Consider the following 15840-nt stretch of genomic DNA (forward strand, 5'->3'; position numbering starts at 1 on the left):
CACCCGCACCAGACGGCGCACCGGTTTGCCGATGGCATCCATCATGCGGCGCACCTGGCGGTTGCGACCCTCCCGGATGGTCAGGTACAGGCCTTCTGGTGCACGGATCACCCTGGCAGGTTCGGTGATGCCGTCTTCAAGTTCCACCCCATCTTCCAGATGGGCCAGATCCTGGTTGGTGAGTTCTTCTTCCGACCAGATGCGGTATTCCTTTTCGTGCTGGTATCTGGGATGGGTGAGTTTGAGGGTGAGGTCCCCATCGGTGGTGAGGATGAGCAGGCCCTCGGTCAGGCGGTCCAGACGGCCCACCGGGTGCAAACCAGGAATGACAGGCATCAGGTCCAGCACGGTCTTGCGGCCTGCTTCATCTGACGCTGTGGTGATCACCCCTTTGGGCTTGTACAGCAGGAAGGTCTTGTGGCCTTCTGAAACCTGGATGCGTTTGCCATCCACAGCGATCTGGTCGGTGAATTCTGCACTCTGGCCCAGCTGGGCCACTTTGCCGTTCACGGTCACCCTTCCAGCCTGGATCAGTTCTTCGGCGTGCCTTCTGGAGGCCACGCCCGCCTGGGCCAGAATTTTTTGCAATCTGGGCATCAAAACTCCCTTCGAGGTATGAAAAGCAGGTTCAGGATGGCCAGCAGGCCAGAAGCCCCCGAAATCAGCCACACCACCTGGGTGGTGGGTCCCTGCAGGTACTTGCTGAGGATGGCCGGAACCAGGGTGGCCACCAGCAGCAATTGGGTTGCGGAAAGTCCCACACTGAGTCCAGTGCTGGGTCTGGCAAAACAGGCAATCAACCCGAGGCCCACGTAGGCGGCTCCGAGCATGCGGTAGAGGGTGAGCACCTGAATTCCGTCCAGCAGAGGATTGGCAAACACAAAGTAAAAGAAAACACCAAGTGCCATAAAGAGGCTTCCGCTGATGAAGTACACAACGCGTGTCACCGAAACATCATACAGGGTGGATGTGGGTTTGGGGACAGGGGAAATGCTGAAAGCAGCAGGCAGAAAGGCAGGGGAGGCATGTGGATGCCGAGATCACAGGGCCGAGAGCACAGGGTCGAGAGCAAAAAAGATTGGCGTTGCGCCTGTAGGGGCGAGCGTGCAGAGGGACCACGTGGCAGTTCCTCGCATTGCACAAGACAGGCACGCCTGCCAGCAACCCCAGATCACACTACTTGCTCAGATCCCGACTGTTGAACCGCATCAGCCCAATCCCACTGAGCACCACAGCAATGGCCACCAGCACCAGGGCACTGCTGGCGTCAAGACCGTTTTTGATGGGCAAGGTGTCGTTGTAATAGTAGAACACCGAGAAAGACTGCAACACCTTCAGGTCGGGATTGACCGGGGCTGCGGCATTGAGGAGGTAACTGGCCAGCAGGATCACACTGGCCGTTCCCATCACCACACCAGAATGGGGCACCAGACTGCCCACCATCAGGGCCAGGGTGGAAGCTGTAAGGGCCAGCAGAAACACACTGCTGAAAGCATCCAGCAAATGTGCACCTTTGAATTCCACTCCCAGCACAGGCGCAAACAGCACACAGGTCAGGTAGAACACCCCGACCAGCAGCATTTGCATGCTGACCATGGCAAGCAAACGGCCCAGGTAATATCCGGTACGGCTGAGCGGATTGGAGAGCAGCAAATCCAGTTGCCCATGCTGTTCTTCTCCTGCAATGGCTGCATTTCCCAGGCTGATCCCGTGAATGATCAGCACCAGAGGCAAAGTCAGGCTGAGGAGTCTGGCATTGAAGTATCCAGGGGCAGTCACCAGATCCATCCTGAAGAACATCTGCTTGAGCAGGGGGGGCATGTTGCCCATCATGCTGTCAAGCATGCGGTCCATGCCTCCACTGGAGATCAGGCTTTTAAACAGGGAGAGTTCAGCCAGGCACCACAGAAAGAGCGCGAGGCACCAGAAGATCAGGGGTTTTCTGGCCCGCAGCCAGGTGTTTTTAAACACGCTGAACATGTTGGTCCTCCCGGTAGTACTCCATAAAAAGGCTTTCCAGATCGGCACTCATGGACCTCAGGCTGAGGATTTCAAACCTGGAGAGGGTCTTGATGAAAGCGTCCATCTTGCCTGAAACCGTGAAAATGGCCCTGTTGCCCTGCAGTTGCGTTTCGGTGATGCCTGGAATGTTTGAGAGGGATTCCGCTGGTGGAACAGCTGCAAACTCCACCTCAATCTGCTGTCTAGCATGACTTTTTAACTCTTGCATGGTGCTTTCCACAATCAGGCGGCCTTCTTTGAGGATGCCCACCCGGTCTGCGGTCTTGTCCACCTCTGCCAGCACATGTGAACTTAAAAGCACGGTTTTGCCCTGTTTCTTGCTGTCCAGAATGATCTGGTCAAATTCGTACTGCATCAGGGGATCCAGACCCGAGGTGGGCTCATCCAGAATCAGCACTTCCGGGTGGTGCATGAAGGCCTGGATGATGCCGATTTTCTGCTTGTTGCCTTTGGAGAGGTCGCGGATCTTTTTTCTGGGGTCCAGTTTGAGGCGTTCGATGGTGTCGTGGACCTCTTTGTCCATTTTCATGCCACGCAGATCCGCGAAGTAACGCAGGACTTCCAGGGCGGTCATTTCGGGGTACAGGTTGAGCTCTCCGGGCAGGTAGCCCACCTTCTGGCGGATTTTGACCGTGTCACGCTTGATGTCCAGACCCAGAATGGAGGCCTGTCCAGAGGTGGGTTTCAGCATGCCCAGCAGGGTGCGGATGGTGGTGGTTTTGCCTGATCCGTTGGGTCCCAGAAACCCGTACACCTCCCCTGTTCTCACCTCAAACACCAGGTCCTGGATGCCTCTGGAACGCCCATACTTTTTTTCAAGATGCTGAACCTCAATCACTTTCATGGCTGTCCTTTTCTGCTTTGCCACTCCTGCAGAATTCTGGGGTAGGCTTCCTGCCAGAACTCAAAAAAGGCCTTCATGTCGCTCAGGCGGTCATTGGGGGCCAGTTGCAAACCAAAATCCGCCACCTCGATGAACATCTGCAGTTTCTGCACCCCCTGCATGGCCACTTTTTCCCACACCCCTTCCCGGAGGCGGTAATCGCTTTTGCGGTCTCCTTTGACCCGTACTTTTTCGATGAAGCCCATCTGGGTCAGGGTGGTGCATCCCTGACTGATGGCCGCTCTGGAAACGTGCAGGCTGTCTTGCAGTTCCTGGGCGTTCATCTGGCCTTTCGGGTGAATCAGCAGGGCTCCCAGCAGGAGACCCAGAATGCGCTGTGCTCCCTGGGCTTCAAACACCCTGGTCACGTGCTGGATGAACTGGTCCTGTGGCGGGGTCATACACTCTTTTCTGAAATTTCAGGAATCTTTGAAATTTCAAGTTCACTTTACTGCTGGGTTCAATTCCTGGCATCTGCCACCATCAGACACCCCTTGCTGTTGTGCTCGATTGGGTCAAAGTCCCTCAATCTTTGCAGAAAGCTTCCAATGGGAAGCCTGTTCCTGTAGCCTACTGCCATGCCCATTTACGCTGTGGACAAGCCCCTGAATTTCACCTCCCACGATGTGGTTGCCAGATCCCGCAAATTGCTGAAGACCCGCAAGATTGGCCACACCGGGACCCTCGATCCCCTTGCCACCGGAGTGCTGGTGTTGTGCGTGGAGGATTCCACCAAACTGGTGCAATTCATGGAGGCAGACTCCAAAGATTATCTGGCCTTCATTGCTGTGGGTGCAGCCACCCTGACCCTGGATGCTGAAGGCCCCATCACTGAAAAAACCCCTTCTCCCCTGCCCAATCCCAAAAAAATCCAGGAGGTTCTGAAGGGCTTTCTGGGACCTCAACAGCAGATTCCACCCCAGTTCAGTGCCATTCAGGTGGGTGGAGTGCGGGCTTATGACATTGCCAGACAGGGCGGTTCCATTGAGCTTCCTGCCCGTTCCATCACCTTGCATGAATTGACCTTGCTGGGAATCAGCAGCACCCAGGACATGCAACACCTGCGTTTTGGGCCTGCAGAAAAAGGATGGAGCATCACCGAATCTGGCCAGGCTTTCCCTTTTCCAGAACAACTGGGGGATTTTCCCGTGCTGGTGGTCCGTTGCAGCGTGAGTTCCGGGTCTTACATCCGTGCCCTGGCCCGTGATGTGGGATTGGCCCTGGACATGCCAGCCCATCTTGCAGGACTGGTGCGCACCAGGGCAGGAAAATACCACCTGCAGGATTGTGTGTCCCTGGAACAACTGCCAGAAGCCACCGGATACAGCGAATTGACAGCCCTGGACTTTCCTGTTCTGGAGGTGGACGCAGAACTGGCAAAACGGCTGCGGTCAGGCCAGAAAATCAGGCACGATCAGGAGGGCCGTTTTGTGGTCCTGCATGAAAATGAACTGGTGGCTGTTGCAGAAGTCACTGAAGGGGTGCTCAGGGTTTTGCGGGTCTGGCACGGATCTTGAAGGGCCGGGCTTGACCTTCACGCAACGTGAGCCCCTAACCTCTTTCTGGGTGAAGCCATGTTCAAGATCGGTGAATTTGCACGCATCACAGGGGTGACCCTCAGGACCCTCAGGCACTACGACGAACTGGGCCTGCTGTCTCCGAGTCGCATCTCAGACAACGACTACCGGGTGTACACCGCTGGAGATTTGCAGAAAATGCAGCAGATTCTGTCTCTCAGGGATCTGGGGATGCCTCTGGAGCGCATCCGTCAGGTGACCCAGGGGCTGTCCAGAGCAGATTTTCTGCTGCTCCTGGAGGAGCACCGTGCTGCACTGCGGGAGGAGCTTGAACACCTTCAATCCAAAATTTCACGTCTGGAACACAAGTTGAAGGAGGTTCACATGTACAGCCCCGAGATCCGCAGCATCCCTGAACGTTTTGTGCTCTCTGCCCAGGGCACCGCGCAGGATTACCAGCACGTCACCGCTCCCATGCAGCAGTTGTGGGACCGCCTGTGTGGCCATCTGGCCCAGCATCCTGCAACGCGCACAGGACCCGACACCGTGGTCTGGTATGGCGATTATGGAGACATGGAGGCGTTCACACTGGAACTGGTTTTTCCCATCGCAGCTCCCATCGAGACTGCAGAAGGCGTTCGTTGTTACTTGCAGGAAGCCACCCCTGAGATGGGTGTGGTGCTGCACAAAGGCAGTTATGAAGATCTGGGAGATGCCTACGCTGCACTGGCGGCCTTTCTGGAGCAGCATGGTTATGAACGCACCGGGCACATGCGGGAAGCCTATCTGCACTTTGGTGAAGACCAAAAAGACCACCTGACCGAAATTCATGTTCCGGTGCGCAAGAAAGCCTGAGTGCATGGCTTGCATGGTTATGCCTGAAACTTGATATTCATGACAGCCTGATTGTGCTTTTTCATTGACAATTGGTGTATCGAGGCCCATCTGTTTTTGGTGTAATGACAACACTTAAACAGGGCATTCTGGTCTCAGCACAGACAGGGGAAGATGGAGGGTTTCCATCTTCCCTTTTGCATGGAAAATGGGTTATCTTGAAGTCCAAGCAATCTGTATACAGGATACACACTCTGGTGTGGACCACAGTGAACCACAGTTGCTTTCGCAATACCAGACTTCTGGTCCAGCAAAACCTGCCCAGAAGTGCTGAGAAGGAAGGTCAGTATGATCATCGGCTTGCCTAAAGAGATCAAAGTCAAAGAGAACCGTGTGGCCCTTACCGACGGAGGCGTTGCCAGTCTCGTCCGCCGTGGGCACACGGTGTTGGTTGAACAGGGTGCAGGTGTGGGGTCGGGCATCTCCGACGACGCATACCTCGCTGCTGGCGCAAGGCTTGTCACGGTAGACGAAGCCTGGGGCGCAGACATGGTGGTCAAAGTCAAAGAACCCATCAAGCAGGAATACCAGTACCTCAGAAAAGGACTGCTGCTGTTCACCTACCTGCACCTTGCTGCAGACCAGGCCCTCACCGACAGGTTGCTGGAAACCGGCACCACCGGAGTGGCCTACGAAACCGTGCAGATGAACGACGGCAGCCTCCCCCTGCTCACCCCCATGAGTGAGGTCGCAGGTCGCCTGTCCGTGCAGGCCGGAGCCTACCACCTGCAAAAACCCAATGGCGGTCTGGGCGTGCTGCTGGGCGGCGTTCCTGGTGTGGAACCCGGCAAAGTGGTGATTCTGGGCGGCGGCGTGGTCGGCACCAACGCAGCCAAAATGGCCATGGGCCTGGGTGCACAGGTCACCATCCTGGACGTGAGCCACAAACGCCTGCAGTACCTGGACGATGTCTTCGGGGGACGCATGGTCACCCTGATGAGCACCGAGGAAAACATCCGCAAAACCATCGCCACCGCAGATCTGGTGGTTGGTGGCGTGCTGATCCCCGGAGCCAAAGCCCCCCACCTGATCACCCGCGACATGCTTTCCCTGATGAAACCCGGCAGTGTGATTGTGGATGTGGCCGTGGACCAGGGGGGCTGCGTGGAAACCATCCATGCCACCACCCACGATGACCCCACCTACGTGGTGGATGGTGTGGTGCACTATGGCGTGGCCAACATGCCCGGAGCTGTGCCCAGAACCAGCACCTACGCCCTCACCAACCAGACCATCCGTTATGCGCTGGAGCTGGCAGACCGTGGACTGGACGCACTTGCCACCAATCCCTCCCTGCTGAAAGGCCTCAACACCTTCCAGGGCCAGTGCACCAACCAGGGTGTGGCAGAAGCCTTTGGGCTGAAATTTATGGAACCTGGACAGGCCCTGCAACAGGTTCTGATTTAAACTTCAGAAGCATCAAAACAATAGCATCAAAACAATAAAGCGAAGGGGTTTCCTTCGCTTTATTGTTTTTGTGTTCTTTTATTTGGTTTCAGAACCAGATTTAGGCTCTTCAGGTTTGGAAGGGGCAGGTGTTTCTGGCCCGTCATCATCTTTGAGAATATCGTCCAGCAAACTCGAAATGTCCTGCCCTTCGATTTTCAGAAACAGCATCACAGATTTGTGCTGGCTGTTGAAATTGTTGCGAAGGTCCAGGGTGTACATGGAAGGAATGTACTCTTCAGACTTTGCCACTATGATTTTGTAGGTCACTTCGATGGAATCGTAATATTTGTACTGGATGTTGTCGTAGTAATTCCCAGGTGTGACAGTTACTTTCCCAATTTCTCTGCGGGCTTCCACATAAGCAATGCTGATGTCAACATCTTTTTTGGGGCTGATGGACATGACGTCAAACATGCCCTGTAAAGATCCGGCGTAAATGTCACCTTCCTTGGGGTAATCTGGTTCCACAACGTTGTTCTCAACCGCTTTGCTGAAATCACCATCCAGATATTTGGGGTTGTAAGAAACCGTGGCGTATGTGGTTTCTCCAGGCTTGACTTTGATGCTGCTCAGTGTCTCGTAGCGCGCTGCAGCAGAATAAGGATTCTTTGATTGGTTCAAAGAAGAAGTTGCTCCAGGAGCGCAAGAAGCCAGACCAACCACCAGAGCCATCAATACAAAATTTCTAAGCATAAACCACCTTTGCTGTCCATTTTCAGGACTTCTGGAACAGTATGCTGCATTTAAACTTTCATTTCAAGCTCATGCAAATGGTATAGGCTAGATGATCTATCAAAACCTCAAACCCTGATTTCACCCTTTGAACGCTTCTGGGAACAAATGAAGCTTTTGTTGTAAACATGCAAAGGTTCAGTTCAGGGCTTCCAGGATGGACAGACGCAGTTTTCTCTTAAACCCAGAGTCAAAAGACACTTCCAGAATGTAATCACCTGAATACCCAATCCCCCTGTTCTGGGTTTCAAAAGTCAGGGTCAACTCATCTGCAAAAACGATGCGTTCATCCGTGCGGCTCAGGATCTTGCGGTTTCCCTCGACTTTCACCAGGTGAATGTTCAGAACATCTTCTTTGGATCCATCTGACAATTTGAAACGTGAAGTGAAATTTCCCAGGGCAATCTGATCCCCTGCCATGGCAGTCATTTCAGCCTCTGGGTGCAGTTGTGCAAAGGTGTCTGGATCACCTGTGAGTTCCCGTACCGAATGGGTCACTGAAAAAGAGTAAAGTCCATGCGGAACACGGATGGATTGGGCTTGCCTCAAAATGGCAGGAGCCTGTGTGCTGGTGACCGCTGGAGCACAGGAAGCCAGCAACACCAGAAGTCCAGTTAAAATTGCTCCAGGAAAACCTTTTTTCATGACCACTCCTTCATCAATTGCCATAAACTGCAAAAAGCATCTCCATGCATCTTACCTGACCCTCTGCCAGATGGCTGTGGTCTGCCCAGAAGCCAAGACTCCGGTATACTCTGAAGTCATAAGAGGTTGATATGAAAGGAAACATTACCATCACCGAAGGGGCACTGGCTGCCCTGATTGGACTGACCGCCCATGAAATTCCCGGCGTGGTGGGGATGTCCCCTGCCAACATCCGTGACGGCATCCGCAAGATTCTGGGGCGGGCACAGGCCTCTGAGGGGGTTGCCATCAAGAAAGACAGCAATGGCCAGTACAGCGCTGAATTGTTCGTGATTGTGGCCTTTGGGGTCAACATTCCCATTGTGGCCCGCAACATCGAAGAGAAAGTCAAAGAGTTCATCAAAAGAAATGCAGGCATCGAATTGGCCGGAGTGACCGTGCATGCCGTGGGGGTGAGCCATGCCTGAGACCCTGTCTTCACAGCAAATTGCAGCATCTTTGAGGTACGCCACCGACTGGCTCGGGGTGTACAAAGAGCAGGTCAATGCCCTGAATGTGTACCCGGTGCCTGACGGTGACACCGGAACCAACATGCACCTGACCATGCAGTCCATCCGCCGGGAACTCGACACCTGCGATGAGGACAGCATGCCTGGGGTGGCCAAAGCCATCTCTTATGGCGGTCTGCTGGGTGCGCGTGGCAACAGTGGCGTGATCCTCAGCCAGCTGTTCAAGGGCTTCAGTGAAACCATCCGGGACCAGAAAAATGTGACGGTGGAGCACCTGAAAACAGCTTTTGAACAGGCCTCCAGACTGGGTTATGCCGCCGTGATGCGGCCCGTCGAGGGGACCATCCTGACGGTGGCCCGTGAAGTGGCTTCTGGAGCCAGAAAAGCCAAGACAACCACTGTGGAAGGGTTGCTGGAATGTGCCCTGCAAGCGGGTCAGGAGGCTCTGGCCAGAACCCCGGACCAGCTTCCTGCCCTCAAACAGGCCGGTGTGGTGGACAGTGGAGGACAGGGTTACCTGTACATTCTGGAAGGCATGCTGGCCTACCTGCAGGACCGCCCTCTGCCTGCTGCGCCCACCATTGAATCTTATGCTGGACAGGGCATAGAGCACGAAGAGTTCGGGTACTGCACCGAATTCCTGATGAAAGACTGCACGCTCCCCATCGAAAAAGTGCGTGAACTGGTGTCCCCGTACGGAGACAGTTTGCTGGTGGTGGGCGCAGAGGGATTCGTGAAGGGTCACATTCACACCAACGAACCCGATGAACTGCTGGCAACTGTGGCCAGACACGGAACCATGGTGCGCACCAAAGTGGAAGACATGAGCGAACAGCACACCGAAATCCTCTCCATGGCCGGGGCCAGCACCCGTGCCGAAGAGGACCTGCCCCAGAGCGGTCTGGTGGCGGTGGCCAGCGGTTACGGTCTGGTCAAGGTGTTCCGCTCGCTGGGGGCAAGGGTGGTTTCTGGTGGGCAAACCCAGAACCCCAGCGTGCAGGACATCCTGGACGCTGCAAAATCCGTGACCGCCAGAGAAATCATCATCCTGCCCAACAACAAGAACGTGATCATGGCCGCGCAGAAAGCTGCAGAACTGCTGGGAGGCCATGTGAAAGTGGTGCCCACCCGCACCCTCGGACAGGGCATGAGCGCAGCCATTGGTTTTTCCAGTTTCTCCAGTGCAGAAGAACAACTGGAATCCATGCAGGACAGTGCCAATCGGGTGATCACCCTGGAGGTCACGCGTGCTTCCCGTTCTGTGCAACTGAACGGCCTGGACATTCAGGAGGGTGGGGTTATTGGCCTGAAAGACGATGAACTGGTCTTTGCAGGGGAAACCCCCGAGCAGGCGGTGCTGGAAATGCTGAAAACCACCTTCACAGACCAGACGGTGGCCACCATCTTCACGGGTCCCAATGTGGACCAGGAGCAAATAGACCGCCTGATGAATGACCTGCAAGAGCAGTTCCCTGACTTGATGGTCGAAGTGCATCCTGGCGGACCGGATCTGTATGACTATCTGGTGACCCTGGAATAACCCTTTTCGGCCACAGAACCGCAGCATGGTTGCTGCGGTTTTTTGCTGTCCTGAGAGAACGGTCCCAGGCAGATTTCATCTGCAGCCACCGTCTGTTTTTTCCTCATGTGGCTGCGGTAGGATGTGGCCTGTATGATTGATCCCCAGCAGTTTCCTTTTGATGCAAAGCGCCATCCTGAGGCCAGACCCGCACAGCGGATCACCTTCGTGGCCCAGGATTGTGATGAAAACACGGCTTTTGCTGCCCTGCAAGGGGCAAACCGTCACGGAAACGAATTCATTGCGCAGGCCCTGGAAAAAGGGGCTCCTTTTGTCCTCACCGATCAGGATGTCCAGAGGGGTCTGCAGGTGGCAGATGCCACTGCGGCCCTGAGGCAGTGGGCAAGGCACCAGCGTGATTTGCATGACCAGGCGGTCATTGGCATCACCGGGAGCGCTGGAAAAACCACTGCAAAAGAGTACGTGCGGGCCGCTGTGGATGGGGTGGCAACCCCAGGCAACCTCAACACCCTCAACGCCATTGCCTGCTTTCTGCTGGAACATGCAGGACAGACACCTGCCCCACTGGTCCTGGAGATGGGCATCGACCGCATCGGGGAAATGCAGGAACTGGTGGAACTCACCTCTCCAGATTACGGCGTGGTCACGGCTGTCGGAGAAGCCCATCTGGAATTTCTGGGAACCGTGGAAAATGTGGCCCGCGAAAAAGGTGGCATCTTGCAGGCCAGAAAACTGGGTGTGGTGAGCCAGCGCTGCACAGCTTTTTATCCAGGCGTTCCCACCTATGGCATGGAACATGGAACGTTTCAGGGTAGGAACCTGACATTTGAACCCACCCAGTGCCATTTCCAGTTTCTGGGAGATGCCATCACGGTGCCCACCACTTCACAGGTGGTGGCAGAAGCTGCCGTGCTGGGTCTGGGTCTTGCCCGCGAACTGGGCCTCAACCTGCGGGAAGCCGCAGAACGCATCCGCAGTGTGGATGTTCCAGGGGGCCGTTTCCGGGTGCATCCGGGCATCGTCACGGTGATTGATGACACCTACAACGCCAACCCCATTTCCATGCGCGCCAGCCTGGAAAACCTCAAACATTACTCGGGGCGCAAGGTGGCGGTGCTGGGAGACATGCTGGAACTGGGTCAGAACGCTGCAGAGTACCACCGCGGCATTGGCCTCCATGCCCAGCAGAATGCAGATCTGGTGTTCAGTGTGGGTCAGTTTGCAGAGCAGCTTTCTGCCCATCCCCACAGCGACATGGCGGCCCTGATCCAGACCCTCAAAAACGAGGTGCGGGCTGGAGATGTGGTGCTGTTCAAGGCATCCAGAGGCATCCGCCTGGAACAGGCTGTGCAGGCTGTGCGCGAGGTGTTTGGTGTTTAAAAAACTGGCCCTGCTGCCCCTCTTGCTGATGGCCTGTGCGCCCTGGGTGAGCCAGGTGAATCAGGGGCCCAGACTGGTGGTGTCCAGTTTTTCCAGAGGGGTGGCCTGGGCGTATGGACGGAATGTGTATGTGTTGCAGGGTCCCCGGTATGAACTGGAAAAAGTCACCCTGCCTGCTCCTGTTTCTGGACTGGCCTGGTGGAAAGAAGATTTGTATGCCAGCTTGCCCGCATCCAGCTGGGTGCTGAAAGTTCAGGGGGTTTCTGATGTGCGTCCTCTGGGAAGGGCCAGGGCCCTGAGTGCCAATCTGGTCTACCTGGACAACGGAGATGTGCTCACGCCAGAAGGCAACCTGACGGCGTACCGCTTTCCAGGATTCATCCAGGATGTGCTGTCTGTAGACCAGACCGATTTCGTGCTGGCCGATGAGAAGCTCTGGAAACTGGACAAAGGTGTGGCTTCTCTGGTTCGCAAAAGCAATGGTCCACATCTGGTCGCCGTGCCTGGGGGTGTGGAAACAGCACTGGTGCCCACCGTGCAGGTGCAGAACAAACGCTTCACCCTGGAAGGCCAGACCGCCTTCCTGAAAACCCTGGACGGCACCCTGCTGAAAAGCTGGAAGCTGGACCAGCAACGGGAATGCAATTGGGGCGTGGTGTACGATCAGGTCATGCTGGTTTGTAAAGACGGATTTTTTCAGCGTTTTGATCTTGAGCTGAACGCGGTCGGGAGTGCCTTGTGAGCCATCTTCTCAATGTGGTCTGGGGGGCTCTTGCCGCCTGGTTTTTTGTGGGTCTCTTTCTGGGCATTGCCCGCAGGCGGGGGTGGGGCCAGACCGTGCGCAAAGACGGTCCCCAGACCCACCTTGTCAAGCAGGGCACGCCCACCATGGGCGGTGCGCCTTTTGTGGTGGCTTTGCTGTTTGTGTGGATTTTCAATTACCTGCAATCTGGAATTGGGGTCGTCAAACCCCAGGAAGTGGTGTTGATCCTCAGCATCGTGCTGATGGGCATCATTGGTCTGATTGACGATTACATGATCGTGCGGGCCAAACTGACCGGGGCGGCAGAGCGGGGCGGCCTGATGGCCCGCTACAAAATTGCTTTGCAGATCACTGTGGGTCTGGCTTTTGGCATCGCTGCAGCCAGACTGGCCCACCCCACCACCGTGGACTGGGTGTTCTGGTGGGACCTGATCTTCAACACCTTCGTGATGGTGGGGGCGGTAAACGCTTTCAACTTCACAGATGGAGTGGATGGGCTCTGCGCTGGCGTGACCCTGATCATCATTCTGCCGCTGCTGGGGGCCTCTCCTGTGGTGGCGATCATGGCCGGGTGCATCATCGGGTACCTGTGGTACAACTGGAAACCCGCCAGCATCTTCATGGGAGACGTGGGTTCTCACGCGCTGGGAGCACTCGCAGCAGGTGCTTATGTGCTGTATGACCACACCTGGCTCTTGCCCATTGCAGGGATTGTTCCCGTCATGGAAATCCTCAGTGTGTCCCTGCAGGTGGCTTACTTCCGGCAGACCGGAGGCAAGCGCATCTTCAAAATGACCCCCATCCACCACCACTTCGAACTGAGCGGCTGGCAGGAAGGCAAGGTGGCCGGGCGCTTCTTTGCCATCACTGCGGTCTTCACAGCCCTGGCCTGGGGCCTGTTCGGGAAGGGTCAATGAACGCCCTGATTTATGGCCTGGGACGCTCTGGGCGCGGTGTGGCAAGGTACCTGAAAAAGCTCGGCTGGAATGCCGAATGGATTGACCAGAAACCCCAGGAGGCAGACCTGCAACTGGTTTCCGAACTGGGTTTTGGAGAGGGCTCTGTGGACCGGAAATACACCTGGGTGGTTGCAGCCCCCGGCGTGCCCATCGACCATCCTGACCTGGAAAAATTGCGTTCCAATGGAGCAAAAGTCATTGGAGAGCTGGAACTGGGTTTTCTGACCCGCAGAACCCCGGTCATTGGGATCACCGGAACAGCAGGCAAAGGGGGAACCAGCGTTCTGATCACGCAGCTTTTACAGGCGTCTGGCCTGAATGCACTCATCGGTGGGAATTTCGATCCGCCTTTTCTGGACATCATTGAAGATGCAGAGGTGGCCGTGGTGGAGATCTCCTCTTTCCAGCTGGAACGCATTCACACCTTCAGACCCCATGTGGCCGTGATCACCAACATGGACATCGACCATCTGGACCGCCACAAGACTGTGGAAGCCTACCACGCTGCCAAGTGGCGCATCCAGGAAAACCAGCTTTCAGACGACACCCTTGTGGTGATGGAAGAATTGAAAGTGCCAGAAAAGGCCAGGGCCAGAATCCTCTCCTTCCCCAGAAAACCCGAGCAAATCAAATTGCTCAGGGGTGATGTGCTGCTGGATGCAGCAGAGCTGCCCAGAGGCATTCATCCTGCCAATGCCCAGGCTGCTGTTTATGCCGTGGAAAGTTACCTGCAACAAATCCAGAAAACCGTCCAGCCAGAAGTGCTGCGTGAAGCCCTGCTGGAATCAAAAGCCGTGAAAGGCCGCAATGAGCTGGTGGCCAGCCACCAGGGCATCGATTATGTGGTGGATTCCATTGCCACCCGAACCATTGCCGTGAAATCTGCGCTGGAACAGGCAAAAGCCCCCATCGCCTGGATTGTGGGAGGCAGAGACAAAGGTGCTGCACTGGAACCCTTGCAGGACGTGGTGCAGCAGAAAGTCAAATTCATTGTGGGCATCGGGGAAGCAGGAGAGGCTTTTGCCAGACCCTTTAACCTTCCCCATCAGGTCATCTTTGAGGAAAGTGGGGATGCTACCATCAGGGAAGCTGTGAAAGCCGCCTCCCTGCAACTTCCCCAGGGTGGAACGGTGCTGCTGGCTCCGCTGGGCACCAGTTTCGACCAGTTCAGGGATTACCAGGATCGGGAACGGGCTTTCCGGGAGGCAGTCACGTGTTATACGAAGGAACCCTGAAACCCGCCCTGACCCTCAAAAGCCGCCAGTACCACCAACTTTTATGGCTCTCACAGGGCATCCTTGCGGTGCTGGGACTGGTGGGGGTTGCCACGGCCATGCCCGGAGAACTGATCGGACACGGCATGCAGACCACCATCGCCTTTGTGGCCACCTGGCTTTTTGCCCTGATGCGTCCCAAAGGGGTGATTCGCATTGCCCCTTTCATGTGGGTGATTTCCCTGGTTTTGCTGGTGATGGTGATGGTGATGGGTGAAGGGGGAAACGCCAGTGATGTGAAACGCTGGCTGGACTTTGGCCCCATCCGCTTTCAGCCTTCCGAGCTGGCCAAACTGACCCTGATCATGCAGCTGGGGAGTGCTTTTGCCCGCAAAGGGGTGAATGCCAAACTGTGGCAGAGCAGCCTGATGATCATGGCCACGGTGGGTCTGGTGATCATCGAGCCTGACCTGGGAACCAGTGTGCTGATTTTCGCCTCGGGGATCCTGATGATGTTTGCTGCCGGGGTGCGGTTCACCAGCATCAGTGCCCTGATCCTGTCCCTGTTCCTGCTGGCCCTGCCTTTTGCCAGCAGTTACCTGGAACGCAACCCTTACATTGTTGAGCGCTTCTTCGGGCACGTCAACACCGTCAAAGGCCAGGACACCTCGCAGGACTCCGGCTATCAGGTCAAACAGGCCCGCAAAGCCATGGAACGGGGCGGACTCTGGGGCCAGGGTGTGGATGGACGTCTGCCCCGCCTTCCCGCCAAAGACACCGACATGATCATTGCCAGCGTGGCTTTTGCCACGGGTTTTCTGGGGGTGGCCATGATCATTCTGGCCTACTGGCTGGTGGCCTATGTGGGACTGGGGGCATCGGAGATGGTGGTTTCTGCAGGCACTTTCAGGCCGCACCTGCACGCAGCCAGCATCATGGCCACCGGAGCCATGTTCATGATTGTGGGGCAGGCTTTCGTCAATCTGTGTGTGGCGATTGGCATTTTCCCGGTCACGGGGGTTCCCCTGCCCATGGTTTCCAATGGGGGAAGTTCACAGCTGGCCATGGGCATTGCTTTTGGTCTGATTCACTCTGCCCTGCGTGAAGTGCGCCTGGCCGAGGGCAGCAATCCCGAGCACGCTGCAGCCCTGTAAATTCAAGACCTTCAGAGACCAGGGTTTGGCCCTGGTCTTTTTTGTGGTCTTTTTGCCCCAAGTGCTTCAGTTGATCTTCAGGCAGTGGTCTGTGCAAGCAGGGTTTCAAGAGCAGGCACATGATCCAGCTTCATGATCCAGTCTGCCCAAAAAGCCTGTCTTGCGCTGGTTTGCAGCAG

The 15840-nt window shown here is 55.9% G+C and carries 16 protein-coding genes and 1 pseudogene; 10 read left to right on the top strand and 7 right to left on the bottom strand.

The annotated features are described in order from the left end of the window. The 5 genes and pseudogenes from IEY52_RS01280 to IEY52_RS01300 all read right to left on the bottom strand — a co-directional run. Positions 1 to 597 (bottom strand): annotated as a pseudogene (locus IEY52_RS01280) (pseudouridine synthase); the annotation flags it as partial. After that, on the bottom strand, positions 597 to 947 hold the full coding sequence (locus IEY52_RS01285; protein WP_188998609.1) for a hypothetical protein: 351 nt from the start codon (positions 945 to 947) through the stop codon (positions 597 to 599). The pseudogene IEY52_RS01280 and the gene IEY52_RS01285, both read right to left, overlap by 1 nt. A gap of 229 nt (positions 948 to 1176) precedes the next feature. Then, complete coding sequence (locus IEY52_RS01290) at positions 1177 to 1980, bottom strand: ABC transporter permease subunit (RefSeq protein WP_188998612.1); 804 nt, start codon at positions 1978 to 1980, stop codon at positions 1177 to 1179. Next, complete coding sequence (locus tag IEY52_RS01295; protein ID WP_188998614.1) at positions 1964 to 2866, bottom strand: ABC transporter ATP-binding protein; 903 nt, start codon at positions 2864 to 2866, stop codon at positions 1964 to 1966. Before IEY52_RS01295 ends, IEY52_RS01290 begins: the two co-directional genes overlap by 17 nt. Beyond that, positions 2863 to 3306: a GbsR/MarR family transcriptional regulator gene (locus tag IEY52_RS01300; RefSeq protein ID WP_188998628.1), complete on the bottom strand. Its 444-nt coding sequence runs from the start codon at positions 3304 to 3306 to the stop codon at positions 2863 to 2865. Before IEY52_RS01300 ends, IEY52_RS01295 begins: the two co-directional genes overlap by 4 nt. Before the next feature lie 177 nt (positions 3307 to 3483). Between IEY52_RS01300 and truB the strand changes: the two genes are divergently transcribed. The 3 genes from truB (at position 3484) to ald (ending at position 6723) form a co-directional block, all read left to right on the top strand. Further along, positions 3484 to 4422, top strand: coding sequence for a tRNA pseudouridine(55) synthase TruB (gene truB, locus IEY52_RS01305; RefSeq protein ID WP_188998631.1), 939 nt, complete (start codon positions 3484 to 3486; stop codon positions 4420 to 4422). Between the two features lie 57 nt (positions 4423 to 4479). After that, on the top strand, positions 4480 to 5277 hold the full coding sequence (locus tag IEY52_RS01310; protein ID WP_188998634.1) for a MerR family transcriptional regulator: 798 nt from the start codon (positions 4480 to 4482) through the stop codon (positions 5275 to 5277). A gap of 327 nt (positions 5278 to 5604) precedes the next feature. Beyond that, complete coding sequence (gene ald, locus IEY52_RS01315; protein WP_188998638.1) at positions 5605 to 6723, top strand: alanine dehydrogenase; 1119 nt, start codon at positions 5605 to 5607, stop codon at positions 6721 to 6723. A 78-nt stretch (positions 6724 to 6801) separates the two neighbouring features. On the opposite strand, the gene IEY52_RS01320 is transcribed toward ald, so the two are convergent. Together IEY52_RS01320 and IEY52_RS01325 are read right to left on the bottom strand one after the other, a co-directional pair. Further along, positions 6802 to 7458, bottom strand: a complete 657-nt coding sequence (locus IEY52_RS01320; RefSeq protein ID WP_188998641.1) for a hypothetical protein — start codon at positions 7456 to 7458, stop codon at positions 6802 to 6804. A gap of 177 nt (positions 7459 to 7635) precedes the next feature. Next, entirely contained in the window at positions 7636 to 8142 is a 507-nt protein-coding gene (locus IEY52_RS01325; protein WP_188998644.1) for a hypothetical protein, read from the bottom strand. Positions 8143 to 8273: 131 nt separating this feature from the next. On the opposite strand from IEY52_RS01325, the gene IEY52_RS01330 reads away from it, so the two are divergent. The 7 genes from IEY52_RS01330 to IEY52_RS01360 all read left to right on the top strand — a co-directional run bounded on the left by IEY52_RS01330 (position 8274) and on the right by IEY52_RS01360 (position 15661). After that, positions 8274 to 8609: an Asp23/Gls24 family envelope stress response protein gene (locus tag IEY52_RS01330; RefSeq protein WP_188998648.1), complete on the top strand. Its 336-nt coding sequence runs from the start codon at positions 8274 to 8276 to the stop codon at positions 8607 to 8609. Further along, complete coding sequence (gene fakA, locus IEY52_RS01335) at positions 8602 to 10191, top strand: DAK2 domain-containing protein (RefSeq protein WP_188998651.1); 1590 nt, start codon at positions 8602 to 8604, stop codon at positions 10189 to 10191. The genes IEY52_RS01330 and fakA overlap by 8 nt, the downstream gene beginning before the upstream one ends. A gap of 132 nt (positions 10192 to 10323) precedes the next feature. Continuing rightward, the gene (locus IEY52_RS01340; protein WP_188998654.1) at positions 10324 to 11571 is read left to right on the top strand and encodes a UDP-N-acetylmuramoyl-tripeptide--D-alanyl-D-alanine ligase; all 1248 of its coding nucleotides are present in this window, start codon (positions 10324 to 10326) and stop codon (positions 11569 to 11571) included. Next, the gene (locus IEY52_RS01345; RefSeq protein ID WP_188998657.1) at positions 11564 to 12313 is read left to right on the top strand and encodes a hypothetical protein; all 750 of its coding nucleotides are present in this window, start codon (positions 11564 to 11566) and stop codon (positions 12311 to 12313) included. Before IEY52_RS01340 ends, IEY52_RS01345 begins: the two co-directional genes overlap by 8 nt. After that, the gene (locus IEY52_RS01350; protein ID WP_229684596.1) at positions 12310 to 13251 is read left to right on the top strand and encodes a phospho-N-acetylmuramoyl-pentapeptide-transferase; all 942 of its coding nucleotides are present in this window, start codon (positions 12310 to 12312) and stop codon (positions 13249 to 13251) included. The genes IEY52_RS01345 and IEY52_RS01350 overlap by 4 nt, the downstream gene beginning before the upstream one ends. Continuing rightward, on the top strand, positions 13248 to 14528 hold the full coding sequence (murD, locus tag IEY52_RS01355; protein ID WP_188998661.1) for a UDP-N-acetylmuramoyl-L-alanine--D-glutamate ligase: 1281 nt from the start codon (positions 13248 to 13250) through the stop codon (positions 14526 to 14528). Before IEY52_RS01350 ends, murD begins: the two co-directional genes overlap by 4 nt. Then, entirely contained in the window at positions 14507 to 15661 is a 1155-nt protein-coding gene (locus tag IEY52_RS01360) for an FtsW/RodA/SpoVE family cell cycle protein (protein WP_229684597.1), read from the top strand. The genes murD and IEY52_RS01360 overlap by 22 nt, the downstream gene beginning before the upstream one ends. Positions 15662 to 15840: the final 179 nt, after the last annotated feature.

This window comes from Deinococcus roseus, from assembly GCF_014646895.1.
Taxonomy (GTDB): domain Bacteria; phylum Deinococcota; class Deinococci; order Deinococcales; family Deinococcaceae; genus Deinococcus_C; species Deinococcus_C roseus.